The sequence below is a fragment of the Methylobacterium sp. Leaf117 genome (assembly GCF_001422985.1).
Lineage (GTDB): Bacteria > Pseudomonadota > Alphaproteobacteria > Rhizobiales > Beijerinckiaceae > Methylobacterium.
Genome location: NZ_LMNL01000037.1, coordinates 293521 through 317749, shown reverse-complemented (window position 1 = coordinate 317749; position 24229 = coordinate 293521). Strand labels below are relative to the sequence as shown.

Genomic DNA, 24229 nt, shown 5'->3' with positions numbered 1-24229 from the left:
CCCTTTGACCGCGCGCATGACGGGCAGCGCCCGGATCATCGGCTCCCGCGTGACGGGAGCATGACGCGTCAGGCGCGACGGATCGCGAGGGTCTGGTCGTCCTCGACATCGACCGAGAAGGCCGAAGCCGCCCAGGCATCCACCGTTTCGGGGATGGTGATGTCGCGCTGCAGCGCGCCGGCATGGCAGGCCCGGCCCCGGAAGGCGAGGCGTCCGTCGGGGTCCCGCCGCAGGGCCATCAGGGTCGAGAACAGGTGCCCGCGCTCGGGATAGGTCAGGGACAGGGCGACATCGTTGGCCTCGCGGGCCCCGGCGAGCAGGGCGGTCTCCTCGAAGGCGACCGCATCGATGACCGGCCGGTTCGCCTGCGGGGTCAGCCATCGGGGGCCGAGGCGTCCCGGCGCGCGATGGGCAAGGACGATTCCGTCGAGGGAGGTCGGCAGCCGGCTGGCGGCGAGGTTGCGTTCCAGGGCGGCGGGCACCACGAGCCGGGTCGGCAGCGGCCCGTCGAGGGTGGCGGCGAAGCTGCGGGCCTCGAACACCGGGAGCGTCTCCAGGCCGGCTCCCGCCACCAGGGCCGCACCAAGCCCGGTGACGAGGCCGCGCAGGTCGGTCTGCGGCAGCAGGCTGAGAATGCGGTCTCCGGGCTGGACCCGGGCCGTGACGAGGTAGACGGCGATCGCCGCGAGCAGCGCGTCGCCGCTGCGATGGACGGGCCGTGCGGGGTCTCCCTCCGCGAAGCTGATGAACCCGCCGGGTCCGGGCGCGAAGGGGCCGCCCGCCGCATCCAGGACCATCGCGTCGAGGTTGATCACCCCGTCGGGAACGTCGGGTCCGAAGGCGGCGAGGTAGCGCAGGCCGAAATAGCGCACCGCGACGCGACACAGGCGCTGCGCCGGGGCGAGGGGGCCGAACCGCGTCTGGGTGATGACCGCCGGGAGGCCTGCGGTCTGCACCGCCGCAAGCAGGCCGTCCTCGTCGAGGGCGAGCGGCAGCAGGCACGGGATGTGACCGGCGGCCTCCACGGCCAGATAGGCGAGAAAACTCTCGGAGCTGCCTGCGAGTGCGATGCCGATGCGGCTCGCCGGTGCGAGGCGCCAGCCGCGCAGGCCGTTGGCGAGGCGGGCCACGATCTCCGCCGCCGCCGCGTAGGTCCAGGTAATGGCGGCCCGTCCGCTCCACAGGGGCTTGTGCGGCGGATCGATGAAGGCGACGCGGTGCGGATGCGCCTGCGCCGTGGCGGCGAGCAGGGTACAGAGACGCTGCGCCCGGGGCGGAACCCGTACGGTATCCGGACCCTCGCCGGCCGGGCCGGAACCCGCCCCCGGACCGATCAGGGCCGGGCGGTCGCGGCCGGCGGGGGGAAAGCCAGTCATCCGGCCACTGGCCTGGGACAGGGGAATCCCTGCCCGGACGGAGTCCAGAAGGTGGGCGGCTTGAAGATGGGCTGCATGCTGCGCCGGCACGTGCGCTGACTCCCGAGACCCTTCGTTCATGGGGCTTTAGGGTTAAGCGCCCCTTAACCGATCGGCCGCCGGGCAACGGCTTCGATGTCATGTCTTCGCCGCATTCGGGAGGAAAGCAGGCCGCCTTGTCGTCGAGGCGGGACTGGCCATGAACGGTCTGGTCCGAGGGGTGCCGCGGCGCGGGAAGGATCTTCCACGGCGCCGGTGCGGTCCCGGTTCCATCAAGTCTCTCCGTCCCGGGGGAATTCGGTCAGAAGGCGCCGTTTCGGCAGGCTTGGGTTCGGTGATTCCGCCGACCGGGTGCCGGAAGTCCGCTCCGACGCCCGAAGCGCCCTTGCAGTCCGAACCGTTCGATGCGAATCCGCGCCCCAGCTTCGAGGCGCATCCCGCGAGCCGAATCCGTTACGCCGTATCTTAAGGGGTCAGAGCTGATGTTCTTCGCCAACCATCCTGCGCGCCCGCTGCGCGTCGCCGCGTTCCTCGCCCTGGCGGGTGTTACCGGAGTCGCGGGTCTCGCCGGACCGGCCCTCGCGCAGGCGCCGAAGGGTAAGGCTGCGCCGGCCCCGACCGCTCCCGCCCCGACGGCTCCTGCGGCTGCCGCGCCGACCGGCGCAGCCCAGACGGGGCCGCAGATCGTCAACGTGAAGTCCGATCCGGCCCAGACGGAATGGACCAAGGTCTGCGGCAAGGACCAGGGCAGCGGCACCGACGTCTGCTACACCACCCGCGACTTCGTCTCCGACCAGGGCCAGCCCGTGCTGGCAGTCGCCGTCTACGAGATGAAGAATGCCGCCCAGAAGCAGGAAGTGCGGGTCATCCGCTACCTGCTACCCCTCGGTCTGCTGCTGCAGCCGGGCATTCGCTTCACCATCGACGGTCAGCAGGGCACCGCGGGCAAGTTCGCCGTGTGCTTCCCCAACGGCTGTTTCGCCGAGGCCGGCAATGTCGGACCCGAGATCATCGCTGCAATGAAGAAGGGCACCACCCTCAACGTCAGCGTCCAAAATCAGACCCAGCGCGAAGTCACCTTCGCGGTGCCGATCGCGGGCTTCGGCAAGGCCTTCGACGGCCCGGCCATCGACCCGAAGGTGCTGGAGGAGCAGCAGAAGAAGCTGCAGGCGGAACTCGAGAAGCGCAGCGAGGACATGCGCAAGAAGCTTGAGCAGCAGAACGCCTCCGGCGCCGCCCCGGCGGCGGGCGCACCGGCCACCGCGCCGAAGCCTTGAGATCGCGAGGCTGAGACCTTCGATCCTGCCGGCCGCGCAAGCGGCCGGCCCCAACGAAACGAGGCCGGGCGCGATGCCCGGCCTCGTTTCGTTTCGGGGTATGGCCGGCCGGATCCTCGGGCCGCGCCGTCGCCGTCGCCGTCAGTTGGCGTGGGCGGCCCCGCGCATGCGGTAGCTGCCATCGTCGCCGCGCTCGAACACCTCGGCGATGCCGGTATGGCGCAGGGCCTCGCCGGAGGTGTCGGGCACGAGGTTCTGCTCGGAGACGTAGGCGACGTACTCACTTTCCGCGTTCTCGGCGAGCAGGTGATAGAAGGGCTGGTCCTTGCGCGGGCGGACTTCCTCGGGAATCGCCAGCCACCACTCCTCGGTGTTGTCGAACACCGGATCGATGTCGAAGACGATCCCGCGAAACGGGTAGATGCGGTGACGCACCACGGCACCGAGGCCGAACTTGGCGGTTCTCATCATGGAATCGGCAGTGGTCGTATCAGTCATGATCACAAAATAAGATGCCTCGGTGCCGTTGTCATCGGCGGCCCAGCGCCGATGACAGGGAGGCGGAGGGAAAAGCTCAGGCGAGACCGTAGGTCTTGGCCAGATCCGGGTCCTTCTCGGCAACGAGCCTGGCGAGATCGACGATGACCTTGGCCTGCTTCCAGGTGGCGTCGTCCTGCATCTTGCCGTCGAGCATCACCGCGCCCGTGCCGTCGGGCATCGCCTCGACGATCCGCACCGCGAAGGCCACCTCGGCCGGATCGGGCGCGAAGACCCGCTTGGCGATGGCGACCTGATTCGGGTGCAGGGTCCAGGCCCCGGCGCAGCCCATCAGGAAGGCGTTGCGGAACTGGGCCTCGCAGGCCTCGCCATCGGAGAAGTCGCCGAAGGGGCCGTAGAAGGCTTTGAGGCCGTTGGCCATGCAGGCATCGACCATTTTCGCGATGGTGTAATGCCAGAGGTCCTGCTGGGCGGAGGCGCGGGCGGCGCCATCGCTCGTCGGGTCGGCGATGACGCGGTAATCCGGGTGGCCGCCGCCGACGCGAGTGGTCTTCATGCCGCGGGAGGCTGCGAGATCGGCAGGGCCGAGGCTCATGCCGTGCATGCGGGGCGAGGCGGAGGCGATGGCATCGACGTTGGCGACGCCCTCGGCGGTCTCCAGGATGGCGTGGACGAGGATCGGCTTCGAGACGCCGTGCCGTGCCTCGAGCTGGGCCAGCAACTGGTCGATGTAATGGATATCCCACGGCCCCTCGACCTTGGGCACCATCACGACGTCGAGCTTGTCCCCCACCTGGGACACGATCTCGAACAGGTCGTCGAGGATCCAGGGCGAGTTCAGGGCATTGATGCGGGTCCAGAGGCCGGTGCCGGTGCTGGCGAAGTCGGTCGCCTGCGCCATCGCCACGAAGCCCTTGCGGGCGGCCTCCTTCTGATCGATCGGCACTGCGTCCTCGAGATTCCCGAGCACCACGTCCACAGTGGCGGCGAGTTCCGGCACGCGGGACCGGACCTTCTCGTTGTGGGGCGGAACGAAGTGGATCATCCGCTCCAGCTTGATCGGAAGCTCGCGGAACGGGGCCGGCGCGCCGGTGGCGAGGGGCTGAAAGAAGCGACGTGGCAGTTTCATGGGCGTTTCGGGCTCCCGGTTCTTCTTGATGAGATGGGCGTGCCGGACCAGCCGTTAGGGCAACCTCAGGCCCCCCGTAAAGGTGTGCGGGCACACGCAAGCCATTTGCCACGCCGCTGCCTGGAGTGAAGTCGCGGAACGGGCGGCCCCGCCTCACGTTCTCACGATCGAGGGGGCTCCTCACCAGATACGAAGGACGGACCCATGTCCGGATCATCGATCAGCCGAACCGGCTTGCGCCATCCGGCTCTGCTCTGGGCCACCGTCATCGGTCTCAGCCTTCCGCAGACGGCCTTCGCAGGCGAGCGCGCCAAGCCCCACGTGGACACGGCGTCGGCCGAGAATCAGGTTCGATCCGAGAAACAGAGCGGGCGCGTGATCTTCACGGCGGCCGAGGCCGCGACCGCCCGGCCGGACGGGCTTTCCGCGGACATCCGCCTCCCCGGCGACGACGCCGGCGCCTTCCGCGCCCTGATCGATCAGGCCTCCGCCGCCGATCGGCCCTGGCTCGTGCTCTCGGGCGGGGGCGAGAACGGCGCCTTCGCGGCGGGCCTGCTCAACGGCTGGAGCGAGGTCGGCACCCGACCGGATTTCGGGGTCATCACCGGTGTCAGCACCGGCGCCATGATCGCTCCCTTCGCCTTCATCGGCGCGCGTGGAGACGCCGCGCTGCGGGAGAACTACACCGAGATCTCGGCAGCCGACGTGTTCGAGTTCGGCGGCACCAACGAGGCGCTCACCGACACCTGGCCGCTCAAGCGCCGCATCGACCGGGCGGTGACGCCGGCGCTGCTTGAGGCGGTGGCGGCCGAGCACGCCAAGGGTCGCCGCCTTCTGGTGGCGACCACGGCGGTGGACGGCGAGCGCCCGGTCCTGTGGGACATGGGCGCCATCGCGAAGGCCGGCGGCCCGAAGGCCCTGGCGCTGTTCCGGTCGGTGATCCTGGCCTCGTCCGCGGTACCGGGCGTGTTCCCACCGGTCATGATCGACGCGGTGGCGGGCTCCGGCAAGCGCTTCCAGGAGATGCACGCCGACGGCGGAACCACAGCGCCGTACTATCTCGCCCCGGAATCGGTGCTTCAGGCCAAGGACCCGACACCGCTGCCGACTCGTCAGGTCTATCTCGTGGTCAACAACACCCTGACGCCCGACTTCCAGATGGCGTCGCGTACCACCTTGAGCGTGCTCGGCCGCTCGATGTCGGCGGCGATCAAGGCGCAGACCCGCGCGGCGCTCGCGCTGAGCGAGGGGTTTGCCCGGCGCACCGGCCTCGACCTGCAGGTGGCCCAGATCGACGGACGCTTCGGCAAGACCTCGTCCGCGCCTTTCGATCAGAGCTACATGAAGGCGCTGTTCGCCCACGGCGTGGCCCTGGGCAAGGCCGGCACGGCCTTTCAGGACAGCCGAACGGACCCGGCGGAGATCGCCACCGGTTCGGTGGAGCGCCGGGCTACGCAGGACGCTCCGGTCCGAAGCGTGGCCGGACGCTGATCAGCGCATCAGGCTCGGCGCGCCGAGGCGGGGCAGCACGCCCTCGCGCATGACGACGCGGCGCAAGGGACCGATCGTCGTCATGGCGAGGAGCCCGAGGCCGCGCAGGGCGTCCACCGGCAGGAGGCTGGTGAGAAGGCTGCGGTTGAGGGCGTCGACGGCGGTATTCCGCAAGCGCGCGTCGAGGTCACGTCCCCGGGCGAAGGCCGACAGCGCGGCGCGCGAGCCCGGGTCCCGCCCATCCTCCACCGCCCGCATCACCACGTCGCGCAAGGACGCCGCGTCGCGCAAGCCGAGGTTCAGACCCTGCGCCCCGATGGGTGGGAAGACGTGGGCGGCCTCGCCGATCAGGGCGAGGCGGGCCGCGACCGGACTTGGCACGGACAGGCCTCGCATCGGCACCAGGCCGCGCGGGCCGTCGATGCGCATGGCGCCCAGCATCGCCTGGGCCTGATGCCCCACCGCCCCGGCGAGGGCCCCGTCGTCGAGGGCCGCCAGGCGCTTGGCCGGACTCTCGCCCATCACCCAGACCAAGCTCGAGCGGTGCCCGCCGGGCAGCGGCACGAGGGTGAACGGCCCCTGCCGGGTGTGGAACTCGGTGGAGACGTCACGGTGCGGCCGCGTATGGGCCAGGATCGTCGTGAGGGCGCTCTGCGGGTAGGTCCAGGTGCGCGGCACGATGCCGGCGGCCTCACGGACCTTCGAGCGCGCGCCGTCCGCCCCGGCCACGAGGCGGGCCGACAGGGTGGCGCCCCCCGCCAGGGTGATCGTGGCCGCGTCGGCGCCTGCGGCGAAGCCCGCGGCGTCTTCCTCGAACAGGGTGAGGTTGGCCGCCGCCCGCGCCTCGGCCCGCAGGCCCTCCACGAGGCGGGCGCTCTCGACGTTCCAGCCGAAGGCGTCGAGCCCGATCTCGGTGGCGACGAAGCGGGCCGGCGGCGGGCGGAACAGGCTACCGGTGTCGTCGACGATGTGGAGTTCGGCCAGCGGGCTCGCATGCGGCGCGATCGCCGCCCAGACCCCGAGGGCGTCGAGGAAGCGCACCGATCCGTCGAGGAGCGCCACCGTGCGCCCGTCGGCCACGGGGGCGTGCCGGCCGACCAGGGCCGTGGCGACGCCGTCGCGGGCGAGCGCCAGAGCGAGGCTCAGGCCCGCCGCGCCGGCTCCCACCACGGCGACCGCGAAAGGCTCGGGTTTCGCGAAAGGTTCGGATTTCGGAGGAAGTGTCGCCACGGCTTCGCGGACTCCTGAACGGCATCGGGCCGAGCATCGGCCCGGGGCTTAGCGAAAGACCCTGACGCTTACAGAGGCGTGTCACCGCGCCGGTCAAGGCCGCGATGGTGCCGCAGGGGCGGGGCTTGTACCATCCGGCGCAAGGCCGTGACCATCGGCTGCCCGGAGGCCACCCCGATCATGAGCCTGTTCATCGCGCTGCTGGCGCTCGGCTTCCTGATGCTCGTCGCCTACCGGGGCTTTTCCGTCATCCTGTTCGCGCCGGTGGCGGCCCTGCTGGCGGTGCTGCTCACCGATCCATCGGCGGTGCTGCCGGTCTTCTCCGGCCTGTTCATGGAGAAGATGGTCGGCTTCGTGAAGCTGTACTTCCCGGTGTTCCTGCTCGGCGCGGTGTTCGGCAAGGTCATCGAGATGTCGGGCTTCTCCCGCTCGATCGTGACTGCGGTGATCGACCTCGTCGGCGCACGGCGGGCGGTGCTCTCCATCGTGCTGGTGTGCAACCTGCTCACCTATGGCGGCGTCTCGCTCTTCGTGGTGGTCTTCGCGGTCTATCCGTTCGCGGCGGAGGCCTTCCGCCTCAGCGACATCCCCAAGCGCCTGATCCCCGGCACCATCGCGCTCGGGGCCTTCTCCTACACGATGGACGCGCTGCCCGGCACGCCGCAGATCCAGAACATCATCCCCACCACCTTCTTCGGCACCAACACCTGGGCCGCCCCCTGGCTCGGGCTGATCGGCGCGGCCTTCATCCTGGTGGTGGGCGTCGCCTATCTCGACCGGCGCATCGCCTCGGCCAAGCGTCAAGGCGATGGCTACGGCACAGGCCACAGCAACGAGCCGCAGGTGATGGACGAGGCCGCCCGCGCCCACCCGGCCATCGCGCTCCTGCCGCTGATCGTGGTGGGGGTGTCGAACCTCGCCTTCACGGCCGTGATCCCGCGTCTCTACGGCCCCAAGGCCGAGACGGTTCTGGCCGGCCTCGACAAGCCCATCGTCACCGCGGTCTCCTCCGTGACCGCGATCTGGGCGGTGGAGTTGGCGCTGCTCGCCGGCATCCTCACCGTGCTGGTCTTCGCGTGGCGCCCGGTCTCGCAGGGCTTCGCCGAGGGCAGCCGCGCGGCGGTGGCGGGCTCGCTGCTGGCGGCCATGAACACCGCCTCGGAATACGGCTTCGGCGCGGTGATCGCCGCGCTCCCGGGCTTCCTCGTCATCCGCGACGCGCTCGCGGCGATCCCCAACCCCCTGGTCAACGAGGCCGTGACGGTGACGGCGCTCGCCGGCATCACCGGCTCGGCGTCGGGCGGCATGAGCATCGCGCTGGCGGCCATGTCCTCCACCTTCATCGCGGCCGCGCAGGCCGCCAACATCCCCATGGAGGTGCTGCACCGGGTCGCCGCCATGGCGAGCGGCGGCATGGACACGCTCCCCCATAACGGCGCGGTCATCACCCTGCTGTCGGTGACGGGCCTGACCCATCGGCAGGCCTATGCCGACGTCTTCGCCATTACGCTCCTGAAGACCGCGGCGGTGTTTCTGGTGATCGGCGTCTACTATCTCACCGGCCTCGTCTGAGCCGGTGTGCCGGCGCCCGCCTCCGACGCGACGAGCCGCAGGGCGAGACGGGGTGAACGGCCGGAGGCCCCTGTCCGGTGCGCCGCCGCACATGGCGCGGCCCGAGAGGGATGAGACCCTGCGGCATTGCCGGCGCACCGGGACCGTCTATGTCGCTGCTCATCGGGGTCTTGGACCCGGGCGGTGTCGACGACCGACCGGAGCCCCGTCGAAGATCATTCGAAGACCATTCGAAGACTTGCATTAGGGAACGACACGATGCCGAAGGCGATCCAGGTTCACGAGTACGGCGGCCCCGAGGTGATGCGCTACGAGGACGTGACCCTGCCGACACCAGGCCCCGGCCAGATCCACGTCCGCCAGACCGCCATCGGGGTCAACTTCATCGACATCTACTTCCGCTCAGGCGCCTACAAGGCGCCGCAGCTGCCCTTCACCCCCGGCAAGGAGGGGGCCGGCGTGGTCGTGGCCCTGGGCGAGGGCGTCACCGAGTTCCGGGTCGGCGAGCGGGTGGCCTACGGTTCGGCCGCCAGCACCTACGCGGAGGAGGTGGTGATCGAGGCGAGCGCCGCCGTGCATCTCGCTGACGGCGTCGACGACCAGACCGCCGCCGCCATGATGCTGAAGGGCCTCACCGCAGAGTACCTGCTGCACCGGACCTACGCGGTGAAGCCGGGCGACACCATCCTGTTCCACGCCGCCGCGGGCGGCGTCGGCCTCATCGCCTGCCAATGGGCCAAGCACATCGGCGCCACGGTCATCGGCACCGTCGGCTCCGCCGAGAAGGCCGAGCTCGCCCGCGCCAACGGCTGCGACCACGTCATCCTCTACCGCGACGAGGACTTCGCCGCGCGCGTCAAGGAGATCACGGGGGGCAAGGGCGTGCCGGTGGTCTATGACGGCGTCGGCAAGGACACCTTCCCGGCCTCCCTCGACTGTATCAGCCCCTTGGGGATGTTCGTCAGCTTCGGCTCGGCTTCCGGCCCGGTGGACGATTTCAGTCTGGCCCTGCTCGGCCAGAAGGGCTCGCTCTACGCCACCCGCCCGTCGCTCTTCGCCCATGCGAGCAAGCGCGAGACCCTCGACAGCATGGCCCGGAACCTGTTCTCGGTGGTGGCGAGCGGCGCGGTGAAGATCCCGGTCCACCACACGGCCAAGCTCGCGGACGTGCAGCAGGTCCATCGCGATCTTGCCGGCCGCAAGACCACCGGCGCCACGGTGATGATCCCGTGAGACCGACCGAGGGGGACGTCCTCCTCGTCATCGACCTGCAGGCGGACTTCCTGCCCGGCGGGGCGCTGGCCGTGCCGGACGGCGACGCGGTGATCGCGCCGATCAACCGCCTTCTCGGGCAGTTTCCGCACGCGGTCCTGACCCAGGACTGGCATCCGCCGGGGCACGTCTCGTTCGTGACGAGCCATCCCGGCCGGGCACCCTTCGAGACCGTGCCGCTGGCCTATGGCCCGCAGGTACTGTGGCCGGAGCATTGCGTGCAGGGCAGCGCCGGCGCGGAACTCGCGCCCACCCTGAATGCGGCGCGCGCCGAACTGGTGATCCGCAAGGGCCATCACCGCCACGTCGACAGCTACTCGGCCTTCCTGGAGGCCGACCGGCGCACGCCGACAGGGCTCGCCGGCTACCTGCGGGAGCGCGGTTTCACCCGCGTGGTCCTGTGCGGCCTCGCCACCGATTACTGCGTCGCCTGGAGCGCCCTCGACGCGCGGACGGCGGGGTTCGAGGCCGTGGTGGTGGCGGACGCCGTGCGGGGGATCGACCGCGACGGCTCGGTGGCGCAGGCCTGGGCCGAGATGGCAGCGGCCGGGGTCGGACGGGCCATGAGTGGGACAATCCTTGATCGATAGACCGGCACAGAGCGACAGCCCGCCCTTGAAATCACACCTCAGGTTAACAAGATTCCAAATTGTTAACCTGAGGTGTGAAAATGGCTGATGATCTGACGCAGCGTGGCTTACCCGACCAACGCCGCATCAACGTAAACGAGGATTGGGAGGTTAGAGATTGGTCCAAAAAATTCGGCGTCACGCCAGATCAACTGCGCGCCGCCGTCAAGGCTGTCGGTGTGATGGCCAAAGATGTCGCGAAGTATCTCGGAAAACCGTACCCGTAGGGTAAGAAGTAGAAAGGGGCTTATGGCCCCTTTCATTCGAATTATCCGATCCGGCAAGTGCCCACTGGAAACGCTAAACCGCGCTCCCATACAGATCGTACGCATCCGCGCGCTCGATCTTCACGGTGACGATGTCGCCCACCCGCAGGGGGCGGCGTGACGTGATGTGGACGGTGCCGTCGATCTCGGGGGCGTCGTACTTCGAACGGCCTTTGGCGACGGTGCCGTCAGCCGCGTCGATGAGAACCGGCAGGCGCTTGCCGATGCGGGCCTTCTGCAGGCGGACGGAGACGGTCTGCTGCGCCTCCATGAAGCGGCGCTTGCGCTCGGCCTTCACCTCCGGCGGAACCGGGTCGCCGAGGCCGTTGGCCACCGCCCCGCCCACCGGCTCGAACTCGAAGCAGCCGACGCGCTCGAGCTTGGCTTCGCGAATCCAGGTCAGCAATTCCTCGAACTCGGCCTCGGTTTCGCCGGGGAAGCCGACGATGAAGGTCGAGCGGATGGCGAGATCGGGGCAGATCTCGCGCCAGCGCCGGATGCGCTCGAGCTGGCGTTCCTGGTTGCCGGGCCGGCGCATGCGGCGGAGCACGGACGGGCTCGCGTGCTGGAGCGGCATATCGAGGTAGGGCAGGATCTTGCCCTCGGCCATCAGCGGGATGACCTCGTCCACGTGCGGATAGGGATAGACATAGTGCATCCGCACCCAGGCCCCGAGCGTGCCGAGTTCGGCGGCCAGATCATAGAACTTCGCCCGCACCTCCCGGTCGCGCCAGGGGCTCGAGGCGTAGCGGATGTCGACGCCGTAGGCGGAGGTGTCCTGCGAGACCACCAGCAGTTCCTTGACGCCGGCCTTCACCAGCTTCTCGGCCTCGCGCAGCACGTCGCCGGCCGGCCGGCTGACGAGATCGCCGCGCAGGGACGGGATGATGCAGAAGGTGCAGCGATTGTTGCAGCCCTCGGAAATCTTCAGGTAGGCGTAGTGGCGCGGCGTCAGCTTCACGCCCTGCGGCGGCACGAGATCCAGGAACGGGTCGTGCGCCGGGGGCACCGCCTCGTGCACCGCCGCCACCACCGATTCGTAGGCCTGCGGCCCGGTGACTGCGAGCAGGTTCGGATACTTTTCGCGGATTTCCTCGGGCTGGGCGCCCATGCAGCCGGTCACGATGACGCGGCCGTTCTCCGCCATGGCCTCGCCGATGGCCGAGAGCGACTCGGCCTTGGCCGAATCGAGAAAGCCGCAGGTGTTGACGATGACGACGTCCGCGCCGTCATGCCGCCGGGCAAGCTCGTAGCCCTCCGCCCGCAGGTGCGTGAGGATGCGCTCGGAATCCACCAGCGCCTTGGGGCAGCCGAGGGAGACGAAGGAGATTTTCGGCGCCGCCTTGGCGGGGGCCGGCGGCAGGAGGGATGCGGTCATGGATGCTCGTCGGGCCGGATCGGCTTCTGAAACCGGATCGGCCGTGGAATCGGGGGAGGGCGGGACAAAGAGGTTGACAGCCCTATAACGGGATTCGCGCGCCCAAGCGAGCCAGGCCGCGCCGAGCCATGCGCGGATCGCGCTTTTGCCACGGCATCGCGCATGCCACCTGTGCATGATACCGCAAGCCGCGACGGATGCTTCGGCCCCAGTTCCTCAGTCCGGGTTCTTCACTTCGAGTTCTTCACTTCGAGTTCTTCGGCCCACCGGGATCGTCCGTCCGCGGCGTCCCCGAACCTTCGAGTCATCATGTGGATTGCTGACCTCCCGTTCGTCGAGCCGGTCGCGGCGGCCGAGGCCCTGGGCGCCCTCCCGGGCCTCGCCTTCCTCGACAGCGCCATGCACCACGACACGCTCGGCCGGACCTCGACCCTGGCGGCGGACCCGTTCGGGCGCTTCCGGTTTCGCGATGGCGTCGCCACGCTCGACGGACGGACGGTGCCGGGCAGCGGTCTCGCGGCGCTGCGGGCTTGCCTCGCGCCCTACCGCACGGCACCCGACCCCGATCTCCCGGCCTTCGCCGGCGGCGCGATCGGCTATGTCGCCTATGATTTCGGGGCGGCCCTGGAGCGGGTGGCGCCTCCGGCCCGCCGGGCGGGCCTCTGCGATGACATCGCCTTCAATCTCTACGACACGGTGCTGAGCCTCGACCACGCGACCGGGCGCTGCCGGCTCCTCGCCACGGGCTTTCCCGAAACCGAGCCGGCCGCGCGCGAGGCCCGCGCTCAGTCCCGGCTGGCCCAATTCACTAGCCTGCTGGAGCGCGCGCGCCCGAGCCCGGAACCTCCGGCGCAGGGGCCGCTGGCCTGGCGCTCGAACTTCACCCGCCCGGCCTACGAGGCGGCGGTGGAGCGGGTGCGCGACTACATCCGGGCCGGCGACATCTACCAGGCCAACATCGCCCAGCGCTTCGAGACCGACCTGCCGGAGGGCTTCGACTCCTTCGCCCTCTACCGACGCCTGCGCGCCACCAACCCGGCGACCTTCGGTGCCTATCTCGACTTCGAGGGGCTGCGGGTCGCCTCCAGCAGCCCCGAGCGCTTCATCCAGCTCAAGGGGCGGGCGATCGAGACCCGGCCAATCAAGGGGACGGTCCGCCGCGTCCCCGATCCGCAAGAGGATGCACGCCTCGGGGAAGCCCTCCAGGCCAATGCCAAGGAGCGGGCCGAAAACATCATGATCGTCGACCTGCTGCGCAACGACCTGTCGCGCATCTGCGAACCCCACAGCGTGCAGGTGCCGGTGCTGTGCGGGCTCGAATCCTACGCGTCCGTCCACCATCTCGTATCGGTGGTCACCGGAACCCTGAAAGCCGACATGGACGCCCTCGACCTGATCGCCGCCACCTTCCCGGGCGGCTCGATCACCGGCGCGCCGAAGCTGCGCGCCATGGACATCATCACGGACATCGAGGGCGACGCGCGCGAACTCTATTGCGGCGCCATCGGCGCGTTGGGCTTCACCGGCGACCTCGACACCGCCATCGCCATCCGGACCGTGTTCATGAACGACCGCACGGCTGTGCTGCAGGCCGGCGGCGGCGTCACCCTGTTGTCCGAGCCGGGGCCCGAATACGAGGAGACCCTGACCAAGGCCGCGCGGGTGTTCCAAGCCTTTGAACCGGACGCCTTCGAACCGGACGCCTTCGTACCGCACGCTTGCGAACCGGATGCCCAGTCCGGGGCGGGGAGGGCGCCGTGATCCTCGTCATCGACAATTACGACAGCTTCGTCTTCAACGTGGTGCGCTACTTCGAGGAACTGGGTGAAACCGTGCGGGTGGCGCGCAACGACGCCCTCGACGTCGCCGGCATCCGTGCCCTCGACCCCGCCGCGATCGTGATTTCGCCCGGTCCCTGCACGCCGGCGGAGGCGGGCATCTCGCTGCCCGCCATCCGTGAACTCTCCGGGGCGGTGCCGCTGCTCGGCGTCTGCCTCGGCCACCAGGCCATCGGGGCGGCTTTCGGCGGCCGGGTGGCGCGCGCCGGGCGCCCCCTGCACGGGCAGGCCACGCCGATCCGCCACGACGGGGCCGGTCTGTTCACCGGGCTGCCCGACCCGATGCAGGTCGGGCGCTATCACTCGCTGATCGTGGCGCCGGAGCCCGGCATGGCCGACCGGCTCAGCATCGATGCGGTCTCGACCGAAGGGGAGGTGATGGCCCTGTCGCACCGGACCCACCCGACCTGGGGCGTGCAGTTCCATCCGGAATCGGTGCTGACCGAGAACGGCCATGCCGTCTTCGCCAATTTCCTGCGCCTCGCCCGGGATTGGCGCGCGACCCGGGATCTGCCGGCTGCGACCGATGCTGTGGTTTGACGGACGACTCACCGAGGGGCCGGTGTCCTTCGACCTCGCCGACCGGGGCCTGACCCTCGGAGACGGGGTGTTCGACACGGCGCTGGCCCGGAGCGGCCGCATCCTGTTCGAGGCCGCGCACGTGGCCCGCCTCGCCGCCGCGACGGCGACGCTGGGCTTTCCCGTGGCGCCCGCACACATCGCGGCAGCGATGATTTCGCTCGCGGCGGAAATGGGGCGGGTCCACCCCCTGGCGGCGATCCGCACCACCGTGACCCGCGGCTCCGGCCCGCGTGGGCTCAGCCCCCCGGTCGAACCCCGGCCGGTGCTGTGGGCGAGCGCCGCCCCGGTGGGAGACGCCCTCGCCTTCGCGCCGCTGACCCTCCACGCGACGGGCATTCGCCGCAACGAGACCTCGCCGGCCGCGAGCCTGAAGACGCTCGGCTATCTCGACGCGGTGCTGGCGGCGGGCGCGGCGCGGGCGGCGGGCTTCGACGAGGCCCTGTTCCGCAACACGCAAGGGCGCGTCGCCTGCGCGGGCACCGCCAACCTGTTCGCGGTGCTCGACGCCACTCTCGTCACCCCGCCTCTCTCGGACGGCGTCCTGCCCGGCATCCTGAGGGCCGAGATTCTGTCGCGGGCACAACGCCTCGGCCTGCCCACCGCCGAACGGAGTTTCGACCTCGACGCCCTGCACGCCGCCGAGGCGGTGTTCCTCACCAATTCCCTGCGCGGTCTCGCCCCCGTGACGGCCATCGACGCCACCGCCTTCGCCAGCGCGGGTCACCCGCTGGTGACGGCCCTGGTCGACGACCTGCGCGGGGACTTCACCCCGTGACGGCGTCCCGGCTGTGGTGGCGCCTGCCGCTGATGGCGGCCTATGGCTTCATCGGCGTGGTCCACCTCGCCGCCCCCGACGCGTTCCTGCCGATCATGCCGGCTTGGGTGCCGGAGCCTCGGCTCACCGTGATCGTCACCGGCCTGTGCGAACTCGCCGGGGTGCTCGGCCTCGCCTATCCGCCGACCCGGCGCTGGGCCGCGATCGGGCTGGCCCTCTACGCCGTCTGCGTCTTCCCGGCCAACCTCAAGCATGCGCTGGAGGGCATCGTCGTGCCGGGCCTGCCCGACAGCTGGTGGTATCACGGCCCCCGGCTGGCGTTTCAGCCGGTCTTCGTCTGGTGGGCGCTCTATGCCGGCAGAGTCATCGACTGGCCGTTCCGCCAATCCTCGGTCAGCCCGTCTCCGACATCTTGACCTCCAACATCTTGACCGCCCGCCAGGCCGCCTCCATCGCGTCGAGATCGCAGTCGGAGAGGCCCGAGCCTTGAGCCTCCAGGATCGCCGCCATGGCGGTGAAGCGGCGCGCGAATTTCATATTCCCTTCTCGTAAGGAATATTCCGGGTCGATTCCGAGGTGGCGGGCGAGGTTGGCGACCGAGAACAGCAAGTCGCCGAGTTCCTCCGCCACCGCCGCCCGGGTGCCGTGGACCATGGCGTCGGCGACCTCGTCGATCTCCTCGCGCACTTTCAGCACCACCTGGGCCGGATCGCTCCAGTCGAAGCCGTAGGTCGCCGCCTTGGCGGAGAGCTTGTGGGCGCGGGTCAGGGCGGGGAGGGGCAGCGGAATGCCGGCGAGCGGGCCCGTCTCCTGCGGAGGCTTGGCCCGGCGCTCTTCGGCCTTGATCGCCTCCCATTGCCGCGCCACCGCCCCTGGATCGCGCCGGGGCGAGCCCTTCGGCAGCAGAGTTCCGTCCGGCGCGAATACGTGCGGGTGGCGCCGGACCATCTTCTCCACCACCGCCCGAACCACGTCCGGGAAGGCGAACAGCCCGGTCTCCTCGGCAATGCGGGCGTGGAAGACCACCTGGAGCAGCAGGTCGCCGAGCTCGTCGCGCAGGTCGTCCGTGTCGCCCCGCGCGATGGCGTCGACGACCTCGTAGGCCTCCTCCACGGTGTAGGGGGCGATGCTGGCAAAATCCTGGGCCACGTCCCAGGCACAGCCGACCTCCGGGTTGCGCAAGGTCGCCATCAGGGCCAGCAGATCCTCGATCTTCACCACGTCTTCTCCGCCCATCGGTGTCGGTCCAACCCCTGTAGCGGATTGCGGGCCAACCGGTGAGGCTGGGGATGGTGGCGGGAGAAGCGGTGTTGTCTTCCCCAAATTCCCTTGAAAAAGCCTTGGCCGGGCGCGTGTTCGTTCTTCCGAACGGGCATCTCGACCCTTAGGAAAGGTATCAGTAAGAGATTCTCAGAGAGTCATTTCTGAGAGTTATATGGAGGGCCGAAAAACCCTGCCCGACTCAGGACTTATGGGTGGTTCGCGTATCGAACTCTGCGCAGGTTCGTATCGAACTCTGCGTGCCGGCGTATCGGATTCGGCGGTAGAATCCGGGTCGTGCGTATCCGAGTCTGCGTGAACCCGTATCGGGTTCGGCGTGGATAAGGCCTCCCGCCGGTGAACTCTGGGGATTGTGCCGAATCCGGTCCCGTATCGAACTCTGCGTCAGCGTCTGCGCGCCGGATGCGGCCTGCGGATCGACGGCAATTTTTCCCGTTCCGGACGGTGGATAGCCGGGATGATTCCCACTTGCGGCGCTTGCCGCCGAGACTCCGCCGCGGGGAATCGGGCATGGTCGGCGCATCGCGGTCCGGGACTCACTGTCGGGATCATGGGCCAGGATCGATCGGGGCGGGGTCTGTTGGGGATCGAGGACACATTGGCGGGCATCCGCGACGCCGACCTCCTCGCCGAGGTCGAGGCGGCGCGCGGCAGCTTCCTGTTCGCCACGATCGCGGAGACCATCCTGCACCGGCAGCGGGCCCGGGATGCGGAGGTTGCCGCGCGCGGAGCCGTGGCCGGGCGACGCCAGGCCATGGGCCGCGACCAGCGCCGCCGCGATGCCATTCGGGAGGTGATCGAGACTGAGCCAACCGGCCCGGAGAACCTGCAGCACATCCACTCGGTGCTGGCCCTGTGCGGCCTGCCCTATCGCGACCCCGGTGACGCCCGCGAGTTCTTCCGTGAGTACGGACGGAATTCCCTGAGCCTGCTGGCGGGGCGCCTCAAGAACCCGGCCACCGGCGAGATGGAGTTCCAGGGCCTGCCCTACGGCCCCAAGGCCCGCCTCGTGCTGCTGCACCTCTGCACCGAGGCGGTGCGCCAACGCAGCCCGACCATCGCGGTGGCCGACAGCCTGTCGGGCTTCATGAAGGAGATGGGATTCGCCGTCACCGGCGGCGAACGTGGCACCATCCGGCAGTTCAAGGAGCAGCTCGCGCGGCTGGCCGCCTGCACCCTGCAGATCGGCCTCTGGGACGGGGCGGGCAGCGCCAGCACCCTCAACGTGCCGCCCTTCCGCCAGCTCGACCTCTGGCTGCCCCAGGGGGCCGACGGAGTTGTCTGGCAGAAGAGCGTGCAGTTCCACCAGGATTTCTACGACAACCTGATCCAGCACGCCCTGCCGGTGGACATCCGCGCGGCCCGGGCCTTCTCGGGCTCGGCGCGCAAACTCGACCTGCTGTTCTGGGTCGGCTACCGCCTGCGCGCCCTGCAGCGCCCCTTACGCCTCACCTGGGACAACCTGCACAGGCAGTTCGGCGCCGACAACGCCAGCATCCGCAGCTTCCGGCAGGCCTTCAAGGCGGATCTCGCCCATCTGCAGGAGGTGTTTCCGAAGCTGCCGATCCGCCTCGACGACACCGGCATGCTGCTCCAGCCCGCCGACCCGAGCGCCCTTCTGATCCCGCCGCGCGGGACGAAGCTGCCGCGCGGTGCCAAGCCGGCAAGCAGAGCCGCAGCGACGGGCTAAGTCCGTATTCCCTCTTTACAGAAGGAATATACGGCAGAAGAGGACTTGCGACGCGGCCTGCCATAGGGAATAGGATCTGGAATACGGAGTTGCCGCGGCAACACACGGAATATTCCAAGGGGATCCGATGTTTCTGTCCGAAGCCGAAGCGGAAGCCGCCCTAGGGGATCTGCGCCGCCGCCGCGACGAACTCGACCGCGCCATCGCCGACCACCAGCTCTACCTCGAACTCGGCCGGCGCCTGCGGCCGATCGGTCCGGCGCCCGCCGCTGCACCGCAGGCGCCTCCGCTCGGCGCCTGGGCTGCTCCGGGCCACTCGTCCGCCGCGGCGGAACCGGCCTCCATGCCAGGGCAGGCCTTCGTTGCAGAAGACGACTTCGTTGCAGGAGACGACGTGGCGCCGGGCTCGATCTCGGGTCCCGGGCCGGTCGAGCCCGCACGCGCCGGCGACGATCTCGTGGCGGCGCGCCGGCACGGACGCGCGCTCGTCGCGGCGGCCGTCAACCTGCTGCACGAGGCCGGCCGGCCTCTCCATGCCGGCGAGATCTGGCAGGGCCTCACCGGCCTCGGCTTCGAGATTCCGGGCCACGACCCGGTGGCGGCCCTCAACACCCGTCTGTGGAAGCGCGCAGGCCCGGGCGGCCCGCTGAAGCGCCTCGGCGAGGCGGTCTATGCCCCGGCCGAAGAGGACGAGGATCTGGGCTGAGCCGCGCCCCGGCACGGGGCAGGGTGACGGGGCGAGGGGGGGGCCGCCTTCGCGGCCTTCGAACGAGGCTCCGTGCCGATCGGCCGGCTCCTTGGATCAGCGGGAACGCCGTCGGCCGGCTGCGCCGGACGCGTTCGATCCTGGGCCGGCGGAGGCGTGAACATCCGGCACCTTGCGTCATTCGGATCCTGGGCTTGGCTGCGCGGATCCGGCATGACGAGGACTGGAAGCGGGGTTCCGGTTCGGCGCACCGCCTCTGCGATCCCATCACACCCCTGAAAAAAATCACTCCGGCAGGGCGAACACGGTGAGCTGCCCGCCGAGCGCCGTGTAGCGCGACAGCGCGGCGTAGCCGCCGACCGCGCCGGCGCCGTCGTTCGGATCGGTGAGGCCGGCCGCCAGTCCGATGCCGGCCCAGCCGCCGATTCCGGAGAGCACGGCGACGTATTGCCGGCCCTTATGCAGGTAGGTGGTGACGTTGCCGACGATGCCGGACGGCGTCTTGAAGCGGTAGAGTTCGCGGCCGTCCCGCGCGTCGACGGCCTTGAGATAGCCCTCGAGGGTTCCGTAGAACACGACATCCCCGGCGGTGGCGAGCACGCCCGACCAGACCGAGAACGGCTCGGGAATGGTCCAGCGGATCGCCCCAGCGACCCCGTCCCAGGCGGTGAGGGTGCCGGTGCGGGGATCGTCGGGGGCCGGGTGCAGACTCACGGTGGCGCCTACATAGGGCAGGCCGGGGGTGTAGGAGACCCGGAACGGCTCGTAATCCATGCAGATGTGGTTGGTCGGCACGTAGAACAGCCGCGTCCGGGGCGAGTAGGCCGCCGGCTGCTGGTTCTTGGCCCCGATGGCACCGGGGCAGATGCCCGTGGTGGTCTCGTCCTCTCCGGTGGCCTCGGGGGCATGGCGCGGATCGAGCACCGGGCGCCCGTAGCTCGGCGAGGCCGCGTCGAGGTCGATCTGCGTCGCCCAGTTCACCGCGGGGTCGAATTTCTGCGCCACCAGGAGTTCGCCGGTGGCGCGGTCCAGGGTGTAGCCGAAGCCGTTGCGGTCGAAATGGGTGAGGAGCGGGCGGGTGGCGCCGCCGAATGCCTGGTCGGTCAGGATCATCTCGTTGACGCCGTCATAGTCCCACTGGTCGTGGGGCGTCATCTGGTAGAGCCAGCGGGCGATGCCCGTATCGGGATTCCGCGCCACGATCGACGTCGCCCAGCGGTTGTCGCCGGGGCGCTGCGCCGGGTTCCAGGTCGAGGGATTGCCGGTGCCGTAATAGACGAGGTCGAGGGCGGCATCGTAGGCGAACCAGCCCCAGGCGCAGCCGCCGCCGGTCTTCCACTGGTCGCCTTCCCAGGTCTTCAGGGAGGAATCGCGGCCGATGGGCTTGCCGAGCGACGTGGTCCGTTCGGGGTCGACCCGCATCTGTTCGTCGGTGCCCGTGGCGGTGGCGCGCCAGAGCCGGTCCCCGGACTTCGCATCGTAAGCGGTGACGTGGCACTGGACCCCGAACTCGCCGCCCGAGAGGCCGACCAGGATCTTGCCCTTCACCGGCAGCACGGCGGCGGTGTTGGTCTCGCCCCGGGCCGGGTCGCCGTTCTTCACCGACCAGTTCACCCGGCCGGTCTTCGCATCGAGGGAGACCAGGGTGGTGTCGGCCTGCTGCAGGACGAGGGCGCCGTCCGCGTAGGCGAGGCCCCGGTGGACCGTGTCGCAGCACAGCAGGGCCGAGACCGCCGGGTCCTGCTTCGGTTCGTAGCGCCAGAGAATGCGGCCCTCGTGGTCGAGGTCCAGGGCCGTGACGGTGTTGGGAAAGGGGGTGTGGACGTACATCACCCCGTCGACCACCAGGGGCGCACCCTCGTGGCCGCGCAGGATGCCGGTGGAGTAGGTCCAGGCGACCTGAAGCCGGCCGACATTGGCGGCTTTGATCCGGTCGAGGTCCGCGTAGCGGGTGTTGGCCGCGTCGATCGTCGGCAGCACCGTCTGGGCCGCGGCGGGACCCGGAAAGGCGCCCGCCAGCAGGACGAGCAGGAGGAGGGCGCGCATGGGACTCCCGGTTGCGAAGGGGCGGAGACGTCCCCTCCCCGTGCCACAGCCGGGGGCCGAAGCGAAGGGACCGGCAAGCGCGTGGGCCGGGATGCGGCACGCGGCCCGGCCCCCTCGAACCGATCCTAGAAGTAAGGCCCGAACGGCGGGCGCGGGCGATGATATCCGTAGCGCGGTCCGTAGAACGGCCGGGGGCCGTAGAACGGACGCGGACGATAATAGCCGTAGGGGCGGTACATCGGCCGGCAGTCGCCGAACCGATTCGGGATGAAACCGGGGCCGCAGCCATAGGCGACGGTCTCGACGGCGGCGCCCGCCAGCGTCCCGGCAGAGGCAGGGGCAGGGGCGATGGGCGCGGCCTGGGCGACCGCGGCGAGGCCAACGGTCCCGCCGAGCCCGAGCGCCGCAGCGAGCATCGTGCGGGCAAGCATTGTACGAGCGGAAATCGGGTGAGTCAGCGATTTCACGGACATGACGCCATGACCTTCTGCTGGTGTGACCTTTGCTGTTCTTGATCTTCCGGCTTCTCGAAGGCCGCGGGACTATCCCGAAGCTGCAGACCTTCCTGACGCCGGAAGAGTTTCATCCTGCCGGATGGTTGCTGAACGCTCGCTGACGGGATGCGGTTCACCGCGCCGCGCGGCCCAGCGCAGGATGCGCCGGCGGGCGGGCTCCTCGAGGCCGAGATGCAGGGCGAGGCTGAGCGCGAAGCTGAGCGCGGTGGCGAGCCCCGCCCCGAGCCAGGGCGCGGCGGCAAGCCGGCCCCCGAGGGCGATCCGGTCGAGGCTGTTCACCAGAGCATAGGCCGGGACGTGGATGAGGTAGAGGGCGAAGGAGATCCGGCCCAGGAACACGAAGGCGGGCGCCACCAGGGGCCCGGAGCGGATCTGCGCGCCGGCCAGGATCAGGGGCGCCCAGGCCAGGGCGGTCAGCCCGTTGTGCAGCAGCACCTCGGGCAGGATGGGTGCCGCTGCAATGAGGCCAAAGGCGGCCACCGCCGCGCTCCCGAGGAGGGCGGCCGTCGGGATGCGCCGGCGGGTCCAGGCTACGTAGAGGAGGAGCCCGGCGACGAATTCTGGCAGGCGCAGCAGGGGATTGTACTTGATCGCCTGGGCCAGCAGCACCGGTCCCGGTCCCCCCGCCTCGGGCCCGATCAGCGACACGCCGGGGGCGTAATGCGCGAAGGCGAGGCCGGCCCCGCCGGTCAGGACGATCCAGGCGCCGAGGGTCAGGCGCGCGATGCGGCCCGGCGCGCCGAGCACCAGGGGCAGCAGGGCGGGAAACAGCGCGTAGAAGAACAGCTCCACCGAGACCGACCAGCTCGGGCAGTCGAGGGCGCAGGCCGCGCCCGGCACCCAGGCGTGGAGACCGAGCGGTGCCAGGACCGCGCTCGCGGCCATCAGCCCCTGCAGCGGCGGGGCCGACTTGGCGACCCAGCTGACGAACCAGGGCAGGGCCAGTACGAGGGCCAGCAGGTAGACCGGCATGACCCGGGCCACCCGCGCCCAACGGAAGCGAACGCGGGCGGCCCGGTCGCGGAGGTCTACGGCGCGGTAGGTGTAGGCCAGGATGAAGCCCGAGAGCAGGAAGAAGAAGGTCACGCCGGAATATCCGAGGCGGATCGGGGCCGGCACCGCGGCGTCGGCGAAGAACGCGCCCGCATAGTGGAAGGCCAGCACGAGGGCGGCGGCCACGAAGCGCAGGGCGGTGAGCGCCGGCAGCGGCGTCACCGGCGGATGGGCCTGAGGCGGGCGCGGACCGCTCACCGCGGCCGGCTCCCGACCACCCGTCCGGCGGCCCCGAAGCGCAGGCCGAGGACCGAGAGGGCGAGCAGGAAGAACAGCGCGTTGGTGGCCTGGTAGAACACCGATTCGAACACCCCTACCATCAGGCCGAACAGCCAGATCCGCAGGAACAGCAGCCGCAGCGGGTCGAGGGCGGCCCCTGCGCCGTCCTGGCGCTGGGCCTGAAGATCCGAGACCGGCGCCAGAATCATCCACCACACCGTGAGGGCGAGGCCGGGCAGGCCGCTCTCCAGGGCGGTGTTGAGGTAGCCGTCATGGGCGTCGGTGGCGCGATTGACCCAGGTGGTCGCATCGCCGCCGCCGCCGTAGAACACGCTTTCCCAGAAGGCCCCGTAGCCGAAGCCGGTCAGCGGCTTCTTGGCGATGTTGTCGAGGGCGAAGCTCCAGATCTCGGTACGGCCGGTATAGGTCGGGTCGGCGGCGAGGCTCGCGACCAGCGCTCCGACGCCCGGCACCATCACCGAGCCCACCGTGAGCACCAGCAGCAGCGCCAGGGGCCCGAGGAGCACCAGCCGGCGCCAGGCGCCCGAGGCGGAGCGGGTGCAGGCCCAGGTCAGACCGAGCACCGCAGGGGTCATGACCATCGATGTCTTGGCGTTGGTGAAGACGAGAAACACGCCCGCCACGACCACCACGGTGGTGCCGAGGATGCGCTGGCCCATCGCGGCCCAGAACAACCCGACAATGATGAACAGGCTCATGGCCGCGCCGGCACCGTTCTTGTGCGCGAAGACGCCGCGCCAGCTGCCCGCGTGTTCGGGCTCGATCAGGTCGAGGGCGGTGTGCATCGCGCGCTCGGGCACCAGCACGAGGCCGAGGTAGCAGAGCGCCAGCACCAGGAGCACGCTGCCGCCGAGGGCCTGCGCGAACTGGCGCGCGTCGCGGGCGAGCACCAGCACGCTCACCACCCCGCCGAACATGATGACGAGGGAGATCAGGCGCCGTGCCGAGACGGCGGGCTCGATGGAGAGGGCGGTGGAGACGCCGATCCAGCCCAGCGTCGCCAGGATCGGCAGGGTGGCCAGTGGCCGCAGGGCCTCCCGCCCGCGCCAGGCCAGCACGGCCACGGCGAGTCCGCCCATCGCCAGATACAGCACCTGGTTGACGATGTTGCCGCCGGCCCGCGAGGCCGCGTTCTCGGCTGCCGTCCCGTCAAGGAACGGATCGGCCCCGATCAGCACGATCAGCAGGATCACGCCCATCGCCCCGATGCGCAGGGCATCGGGGAGATCTGCCCGCGCCGGCGCGCCCGCGTCGGTGGCGATGCCCGTCGTCATGGTCCACTCCCGCGCTCGAGGGCCGGCAAAGACCCGCACTCTAGGGCCGCCGGTGCCGCCTGATAGGCGCGC

Annotated in this window: 22 protein-coding genes; 12 read left to right on the top strand and 10 right to left on the bottom strand. The window is 70.1% G+C overall.

Going from position 1 to position 24229, the window contains the following annotated elements:
* Positions 1-68: 68 nt before the first annotated feature.
* Entirely contained in the window at positions 69-1376 is a 1308-nt protein-coding gene (locus tag ASF57_RS21735) for an AMP-binding protein (RefSeq protein ID WP_082504267.1), read from the bottom strand.
* Positions 1377-1897: 521 nt separating this feature from the next.
* On the opposite strand from ASF57_RS21735, the gene ASF57_RS21730 reads away from it, so the two are divergent.
* On the top strand, positions 1898-2692 hold the full coding sequence (locus tag ASF57_RS21730) for an invasion associated locus B family protein (RefSeq protein ID WP_056181123.1): 795 nt from the start codon (positions 1898-1900) through the stop codon (positions 2690-2692).
* Positions 2693-2833: 141 nt separating this feature from the next.
* Here the strand turns inward: ASF57_RS21730 and hspQ are convergent, their stop codons facing one another.
* Together hspQ and ASF57_RS21720 are read right to left on the bottom strand one after the other, a co-directional pair.
* Positions 2834-3190 (bottom strand): heat shock protein HspQ, encoded by a 357-nt coding sequence (hspQ, locus tag ASF57_RS21725; RefSeq protein WP_056181298.1) that lies wholly within the window; start codon positions 3188-3190, stop codon positions 2834-2836.
* A 76-nt stretch (positions 3191-3266) separates the two neighbouring features.
* Complete coding sequence (locus ASF57_RS21720; RefSeq protein ID WP_056487264.1) at positions 3267-4319, bottom strand: CoA ester lyase; 1053 nt, start codon at positions 4317-4319, stop codon at positions 3267-3269.
* Between the two features lie 204 nt (positions 4320-4523).
* Here ASF57_RS21720 and ASF57_RS21715 point away from each other — a divergent pair, with 204 nt between their 5' ends.
* Positions 4524-5810, top strand: a complete 1287-nt coding sequence (locus ASF57_RS21715; RefSeq protein WP_056487260.1) for a patatin-like phospholipase family protein — start codon at positions 4524-4526, stop codon at positions 5808-5810.
* On the opposite strand, the gene ASF57_RS21710 is transcribed toward ASF57_RS21715, so the two are convergent.
* Positions 5811-7040, bottom strand: a complete 1230-nt coding sequence (locus ASF57_RS21710; protein WP_056487257.1) for an FAD-dependent monooxygenase — start codon at positions 7038-7040, stop codon at positions 5811-5813.
* Positions 7041-7220: 180 nt separating this feature from the next.
* On the opposite strand from ASF57_RS21710, the gene ASF57_RS21705 reads away from it, so the two are divergent.
* The 4 genes from ASF57_RS21705 (at position 7221) to ASF57_RS25075 (ending at position 10740) form a co-directional block, all read left to right on the top strand.
* Positions 7221-8612: a GntP family permease gene (locus ASF57_RS21705; RefSeq protein ID WP_056487534.1), complete on the top strand. Its 1392-nt coding sequence runs from the start codon at positions 7221-7223 to the stop codon at positions 8610-8612.
* 258 nt (positions 8613-8870) lie between these two features.
* Positions 8871-9845: a quinone oxidoreductase gene (locus ASF57_RS21700; protein ID WP_056487254.1), complete on the top strand. Its 975-nt coding sequence runs from the start codon at positions 8871-8873 to the stop codon at positions 9843-9845.
* Entirely contained in the window at positions 9842-10474 is a 633-nt protein-coding gene (gene pncA, locus ASF57_RS21695) for a bifunctional nicotinamidase/pyrazinamidase (protein WP_056487251.1), read from the top strand. The genes ASF57_RS21700 and pncA overlap by 4 nt, the downstream gene beginning before the upstream one ends.
* Before the next feature lie 80 nt (positions 10475-10554).
* Positions 10555-10740 carry a DUF3606 domain-containing protein gene (locus ASF57_RS25075; RefSeq protein ID WP_082504265.1) on the top strand — a complete coding sequence of 62 codons (186 nt, stop codon included), beginning with the start codon at positions 10555-10557 and terminating at the stop codon, positions 10738-10740.
* Positions 10741-10813: 73 nt separating this feature from the next.
* Here ASF57_RS25075 and rimO read toward each other — a convergent pair whose 3' ends face one another.
* A complete protein-coding gene (gene rimO, locus ASF57_RS21685; protein ID WP_056487246.1) occupies positions 10814-12157 on the bottom strand; it encodes a 30S ribosomal protein S12 methylthiotransferase RimO in 1344 nt (447 codons plus the stop codon).
* Between the two features lie 309 nt (positions 12158-12466).
* Here rimO and pabB point away from each other — a divergent pair, with 309 nt between their 5' ends.
* From pabB to ASF57_RS21665, 4 genes are read left to right on the top strand one after another with little or no spacing between them, the layout of a single operon-like run.
* On the top strand, positions 12467-13918 hold the full coding sequence (pabB, locus tag ASF57_RS21680) for an aminodeoxychorismate synthase component I (RefSeq protein ID WP_056487243.1): 1452 nt from the start codon (positions 12467-12469) through the stop codon (positions 13916-13918).
* Positions 13915-14535: an aminodeoxychorismate/anthranilate synthase component II gene (locus ASF57_RS21675; protein WP_056181150.1), complete on the top strand. Its 621-nt coding sequence runs from the start codon at positions 13915-13917 to the stop codon at positions 14533-14535. Before pabB ends, ASF57_RS21675 begins: the two co-directional genes overlap by 4 nt.
* A complete protein-coding gene (locus ASF57_RS21670; protein WP_056487241.1) occupies positions 14522-15352 on the top strand; it encodes an aminotransferase class IV in 831 nt (276 codons plus the stop codon). The genes ASF57_RS21675 and ASF57_RS21670 overlap by 14 nt, the downstream gene beginning before the upstream one ends.
* A 32-nt stretch (positions 15353-15384) precedes the next feature.
* Positions 15385-15768 carry a DoxX family protein gene (locus ASF57_RS21665; protein ID WP_056487530.1) on the top strand — a complete coding sequence of 128 codons (384 nt, stop codon included), beginning with the start codon at positions 15385-15387 and terminating at the stop codon, positions 15766-15768.
* Here ASF57_RS21665 and mazG read toward each other — a convergent pair.
* Positions 15746-16588 carry a nucleoside triphosphate pyrophosphohydrolase gene (mazG, locus tag ASF57_RS21660; RefSeq protein ID WP_056487229.1) on the bottom strand — a complete coding sequence of 281 codons (843 nt, stop codon included), beginning with the start codon at positions 16586-16588 and terminating at the stop codon, positions 15746-15748. The genes ASF57_RS21665 and mazG overlap by 23 nt on opposite strands.
* A gap of 595 nt (positions 16589-17183) precedes the next feature.
* Between mazG and ASF57_RS21655 the strand changes: the two genes are divergently transcribed.
* Together ASF57_RS21655 and ASF57_RS21650 are read left to right on the top strand one after the other, a co-directional pair.
* Positions 17184-18323, top strand: coding sequence for a replication protein RepA (locus ASF57_RS21655; RefSeq protein ID WP_244477056.1), 1140 nt, complete (start codon positions 17184-17186; stop codon positions 18321-18323).
* A gap of 127 nt (positions 18324-18450) precedes the next feature.
* Positions 18451-19029: a hypothetical protein gene (locus ASF57_RS21650; RefSeq protein ID WP_056487227.1), complete on the top strand. Its 579-nt coding sequence runs from the start codon at positions 18451-18453 to the stop codon at positions 19027-19029.
* 285 nt (positions 19030-19314) lie between these two features.
* Here ASF57_RS21650 and ASF57_RS21645 read toward each other — a convergent pair whose 3' ends face one another.
* The 4 genes from ASF57_RS21645 to ASF57_RS21630 all read right to left on the bottom strand — a co-directional run bounded on the left by ASF57_RS21645 (position 19315) and on the right by ASF57_RS21630 (position 24157).
* Positions 19315-21075: a methanol/ethanol family PQQ-dependent dehydrogenase gene (locus ASF57_RS21645; protein WP_056181165.1), complete on the bottom strand. Its 1761-nt coding sequence runs from the start codon at positions 21073-21075 to the stop codon at positions 19315-19317.
* A gap of 125 nt (positions 21076-21200) precedes the next feature.
* The gene (locus ASF57_RS21640) at positions 21201-21506 is read right to left on the bottom strand and encodes a hypothetical protein (protein WP_056487225.1); all 306 of its coding nucleotides are present in this window, start codon (positions 21504-21506) and stop codon (positions 21201-21203) included.
* A 111-nt stretch (positions 21507-21617) separates the two neighbouring features.
* The gene (locus ASF57_RS21635; protein WP_162241583.1) at positions 21618-22841 is read right to left on the bottom strand and encodes an acyltransferase; all 1224 of its coding nucleotides are present in this window, start codon (positions 22839-22841) and stop codon (positions 21618-21620) included.
* Positions 22838-24157, bottom strand: coding sequence for an O-antigen ligase (locus tag ASF57_RS21630; RefSeq protein WP_056487220.1), 1320 nt, complete (start codon positions 24155-24157; stop codon positions 22838-22840). Before ASF57_RS21630 ends, ASF57_RS21635 begins: the two co-directional genes overlap by 4 nt.
* Positions 24158-24229: the final 72 nt, after the last annotated feature.

Excerpts from the sequence above, each read along its gene's own strand:
- ASF57_RS21735 (WP_082504267.1), bottom strand. The coding sequence starts at position 1,376 with ATGACTGGCTTTCCCCCCGCCGGCCGCGACCGCCCGGCCCTGATCGGT.
- ASF57_RS21730 (WP_056181123.1), top strand. The coding sequence starts at position 1,898 with ATGTTCTTCGCCAACCATCCTGCGCGCCCGCTGCGCGTCGCCGCGTTC.
- hspQ (WP_056181298.1), bottom strand. The coding sequence starts at position 3,190 with ATGACTGATACGACCACTGCCGATTCCATGATGAGAACCGCCAAGTTC.
- ASF57_RS21720 (WP_056487264.1), bottom strand. The coding sequence starts at position 4,319 with ATGAAACTGCCACGTCGCTTCTTTCAGCCCCTCGCCACCGGCGCGCCG.
- ASF57_RS21715 (WP_056487260.1), top strand. The coding sequence starts at position 4,524 with ATGTCCGGATCATCGATCAGCCGAACCGGCTTGCGCCATCCGGCTCTG.
- ASF57_RS21705 (WP_056487534.1), top strand. The coding sequence starts at position 7,221 with ATGAGCCTGTTCATCGCGCTGCTGGCGCTCGGCTTCCTGATGCTCGTC.
- ASF57_RS21700 (WP_056487254.1), top strand. The coding sequence starts at position 8,871 with ATGCCGAAGGCGATCCAGGTTCACGAGTACGGCGGCCCCGAGGTGATG.
- ASF57_RS25075 (WP_082504265.1), top strand. The coding sequence starts at position 10,555 with ATGGCTGATGATCTGACGCAGCGTGGCTTACCCGACCAACGCCGCATC.
- rimO (WP_056487246.1), bottom strand. The coding sequence starts at position 12,157 with ATGACCGCATCCCTCCTGCCGCCGGCCCCCGCCAAGGCGGCGCCGAAA.
- pabB (WP_056487243.1), top strand. The coding sequence starts at position 12,467 with ATGTGGATTGCTGACCTCCCGTTCGTCGAGCCGGTCGCGGCGGCCGAG.
- ASF57_RS21670 (WP_056487241.1), top strand. The coding sequence starts at position 14,522 with ATGCTGTGGTTTGACGGACGACTCACCGAGGGGCCGGTGTCCTTCGAC.
- ASF57_RS21665 (WP_056487530.1), top strand. The coding sequence starts at position 15,385 with ATGGCGGCCTATGGCTTCATCGGCGTGGTCCACCTCGCCGCCCCCGAC.
- mazG (WP_056487229.1), bottom strand. The coding sequence starts at position 16,588 with ATGGGCGGAGAAGACGTGGTGAAGATCGAGGATCTGCTGGCCCTGATG.
- ASF57_RS21655 (WP_244477056.1), top strand. The coding sequence starts at position 17,184 with ATGGGCCAGGATCGATCGGGGCGGGGTCTGTTGGGGATCGAGGACACA.
- ASF57_RS21650 (WP_056487227.1), top strand. The coding sequence starts at position 18,451 with ATGTTTCTGTCCGAAGCCGAAGCGGAAGCCGCCCTAGGGGATCTGCGC.
- ASF57_RS21645 (WP_056181165.1), bottom strand. The coding sequence starts at position 21,075 with ATGCGCGCCCTCCTCCTGCTCGTCCTGCTGGCGGGCGCCTTTCCGGGT.
- ASF57_RS21640 (WP_056487225.1), bottom strand. The coding sequence starts at position 21,506 with ATGCTTGCCCGCACGATGCTCGCTGCGGCGCTCGGGCTCGGCGGGACC.
- ASF57_RS21630 (WP_056487220.1), bottom strand. The coding sequence starts at position 24,157 with ATGACGACGGGCATCGCCACCGACGCGGGCGCGCCGGCGCGGGCAGAT.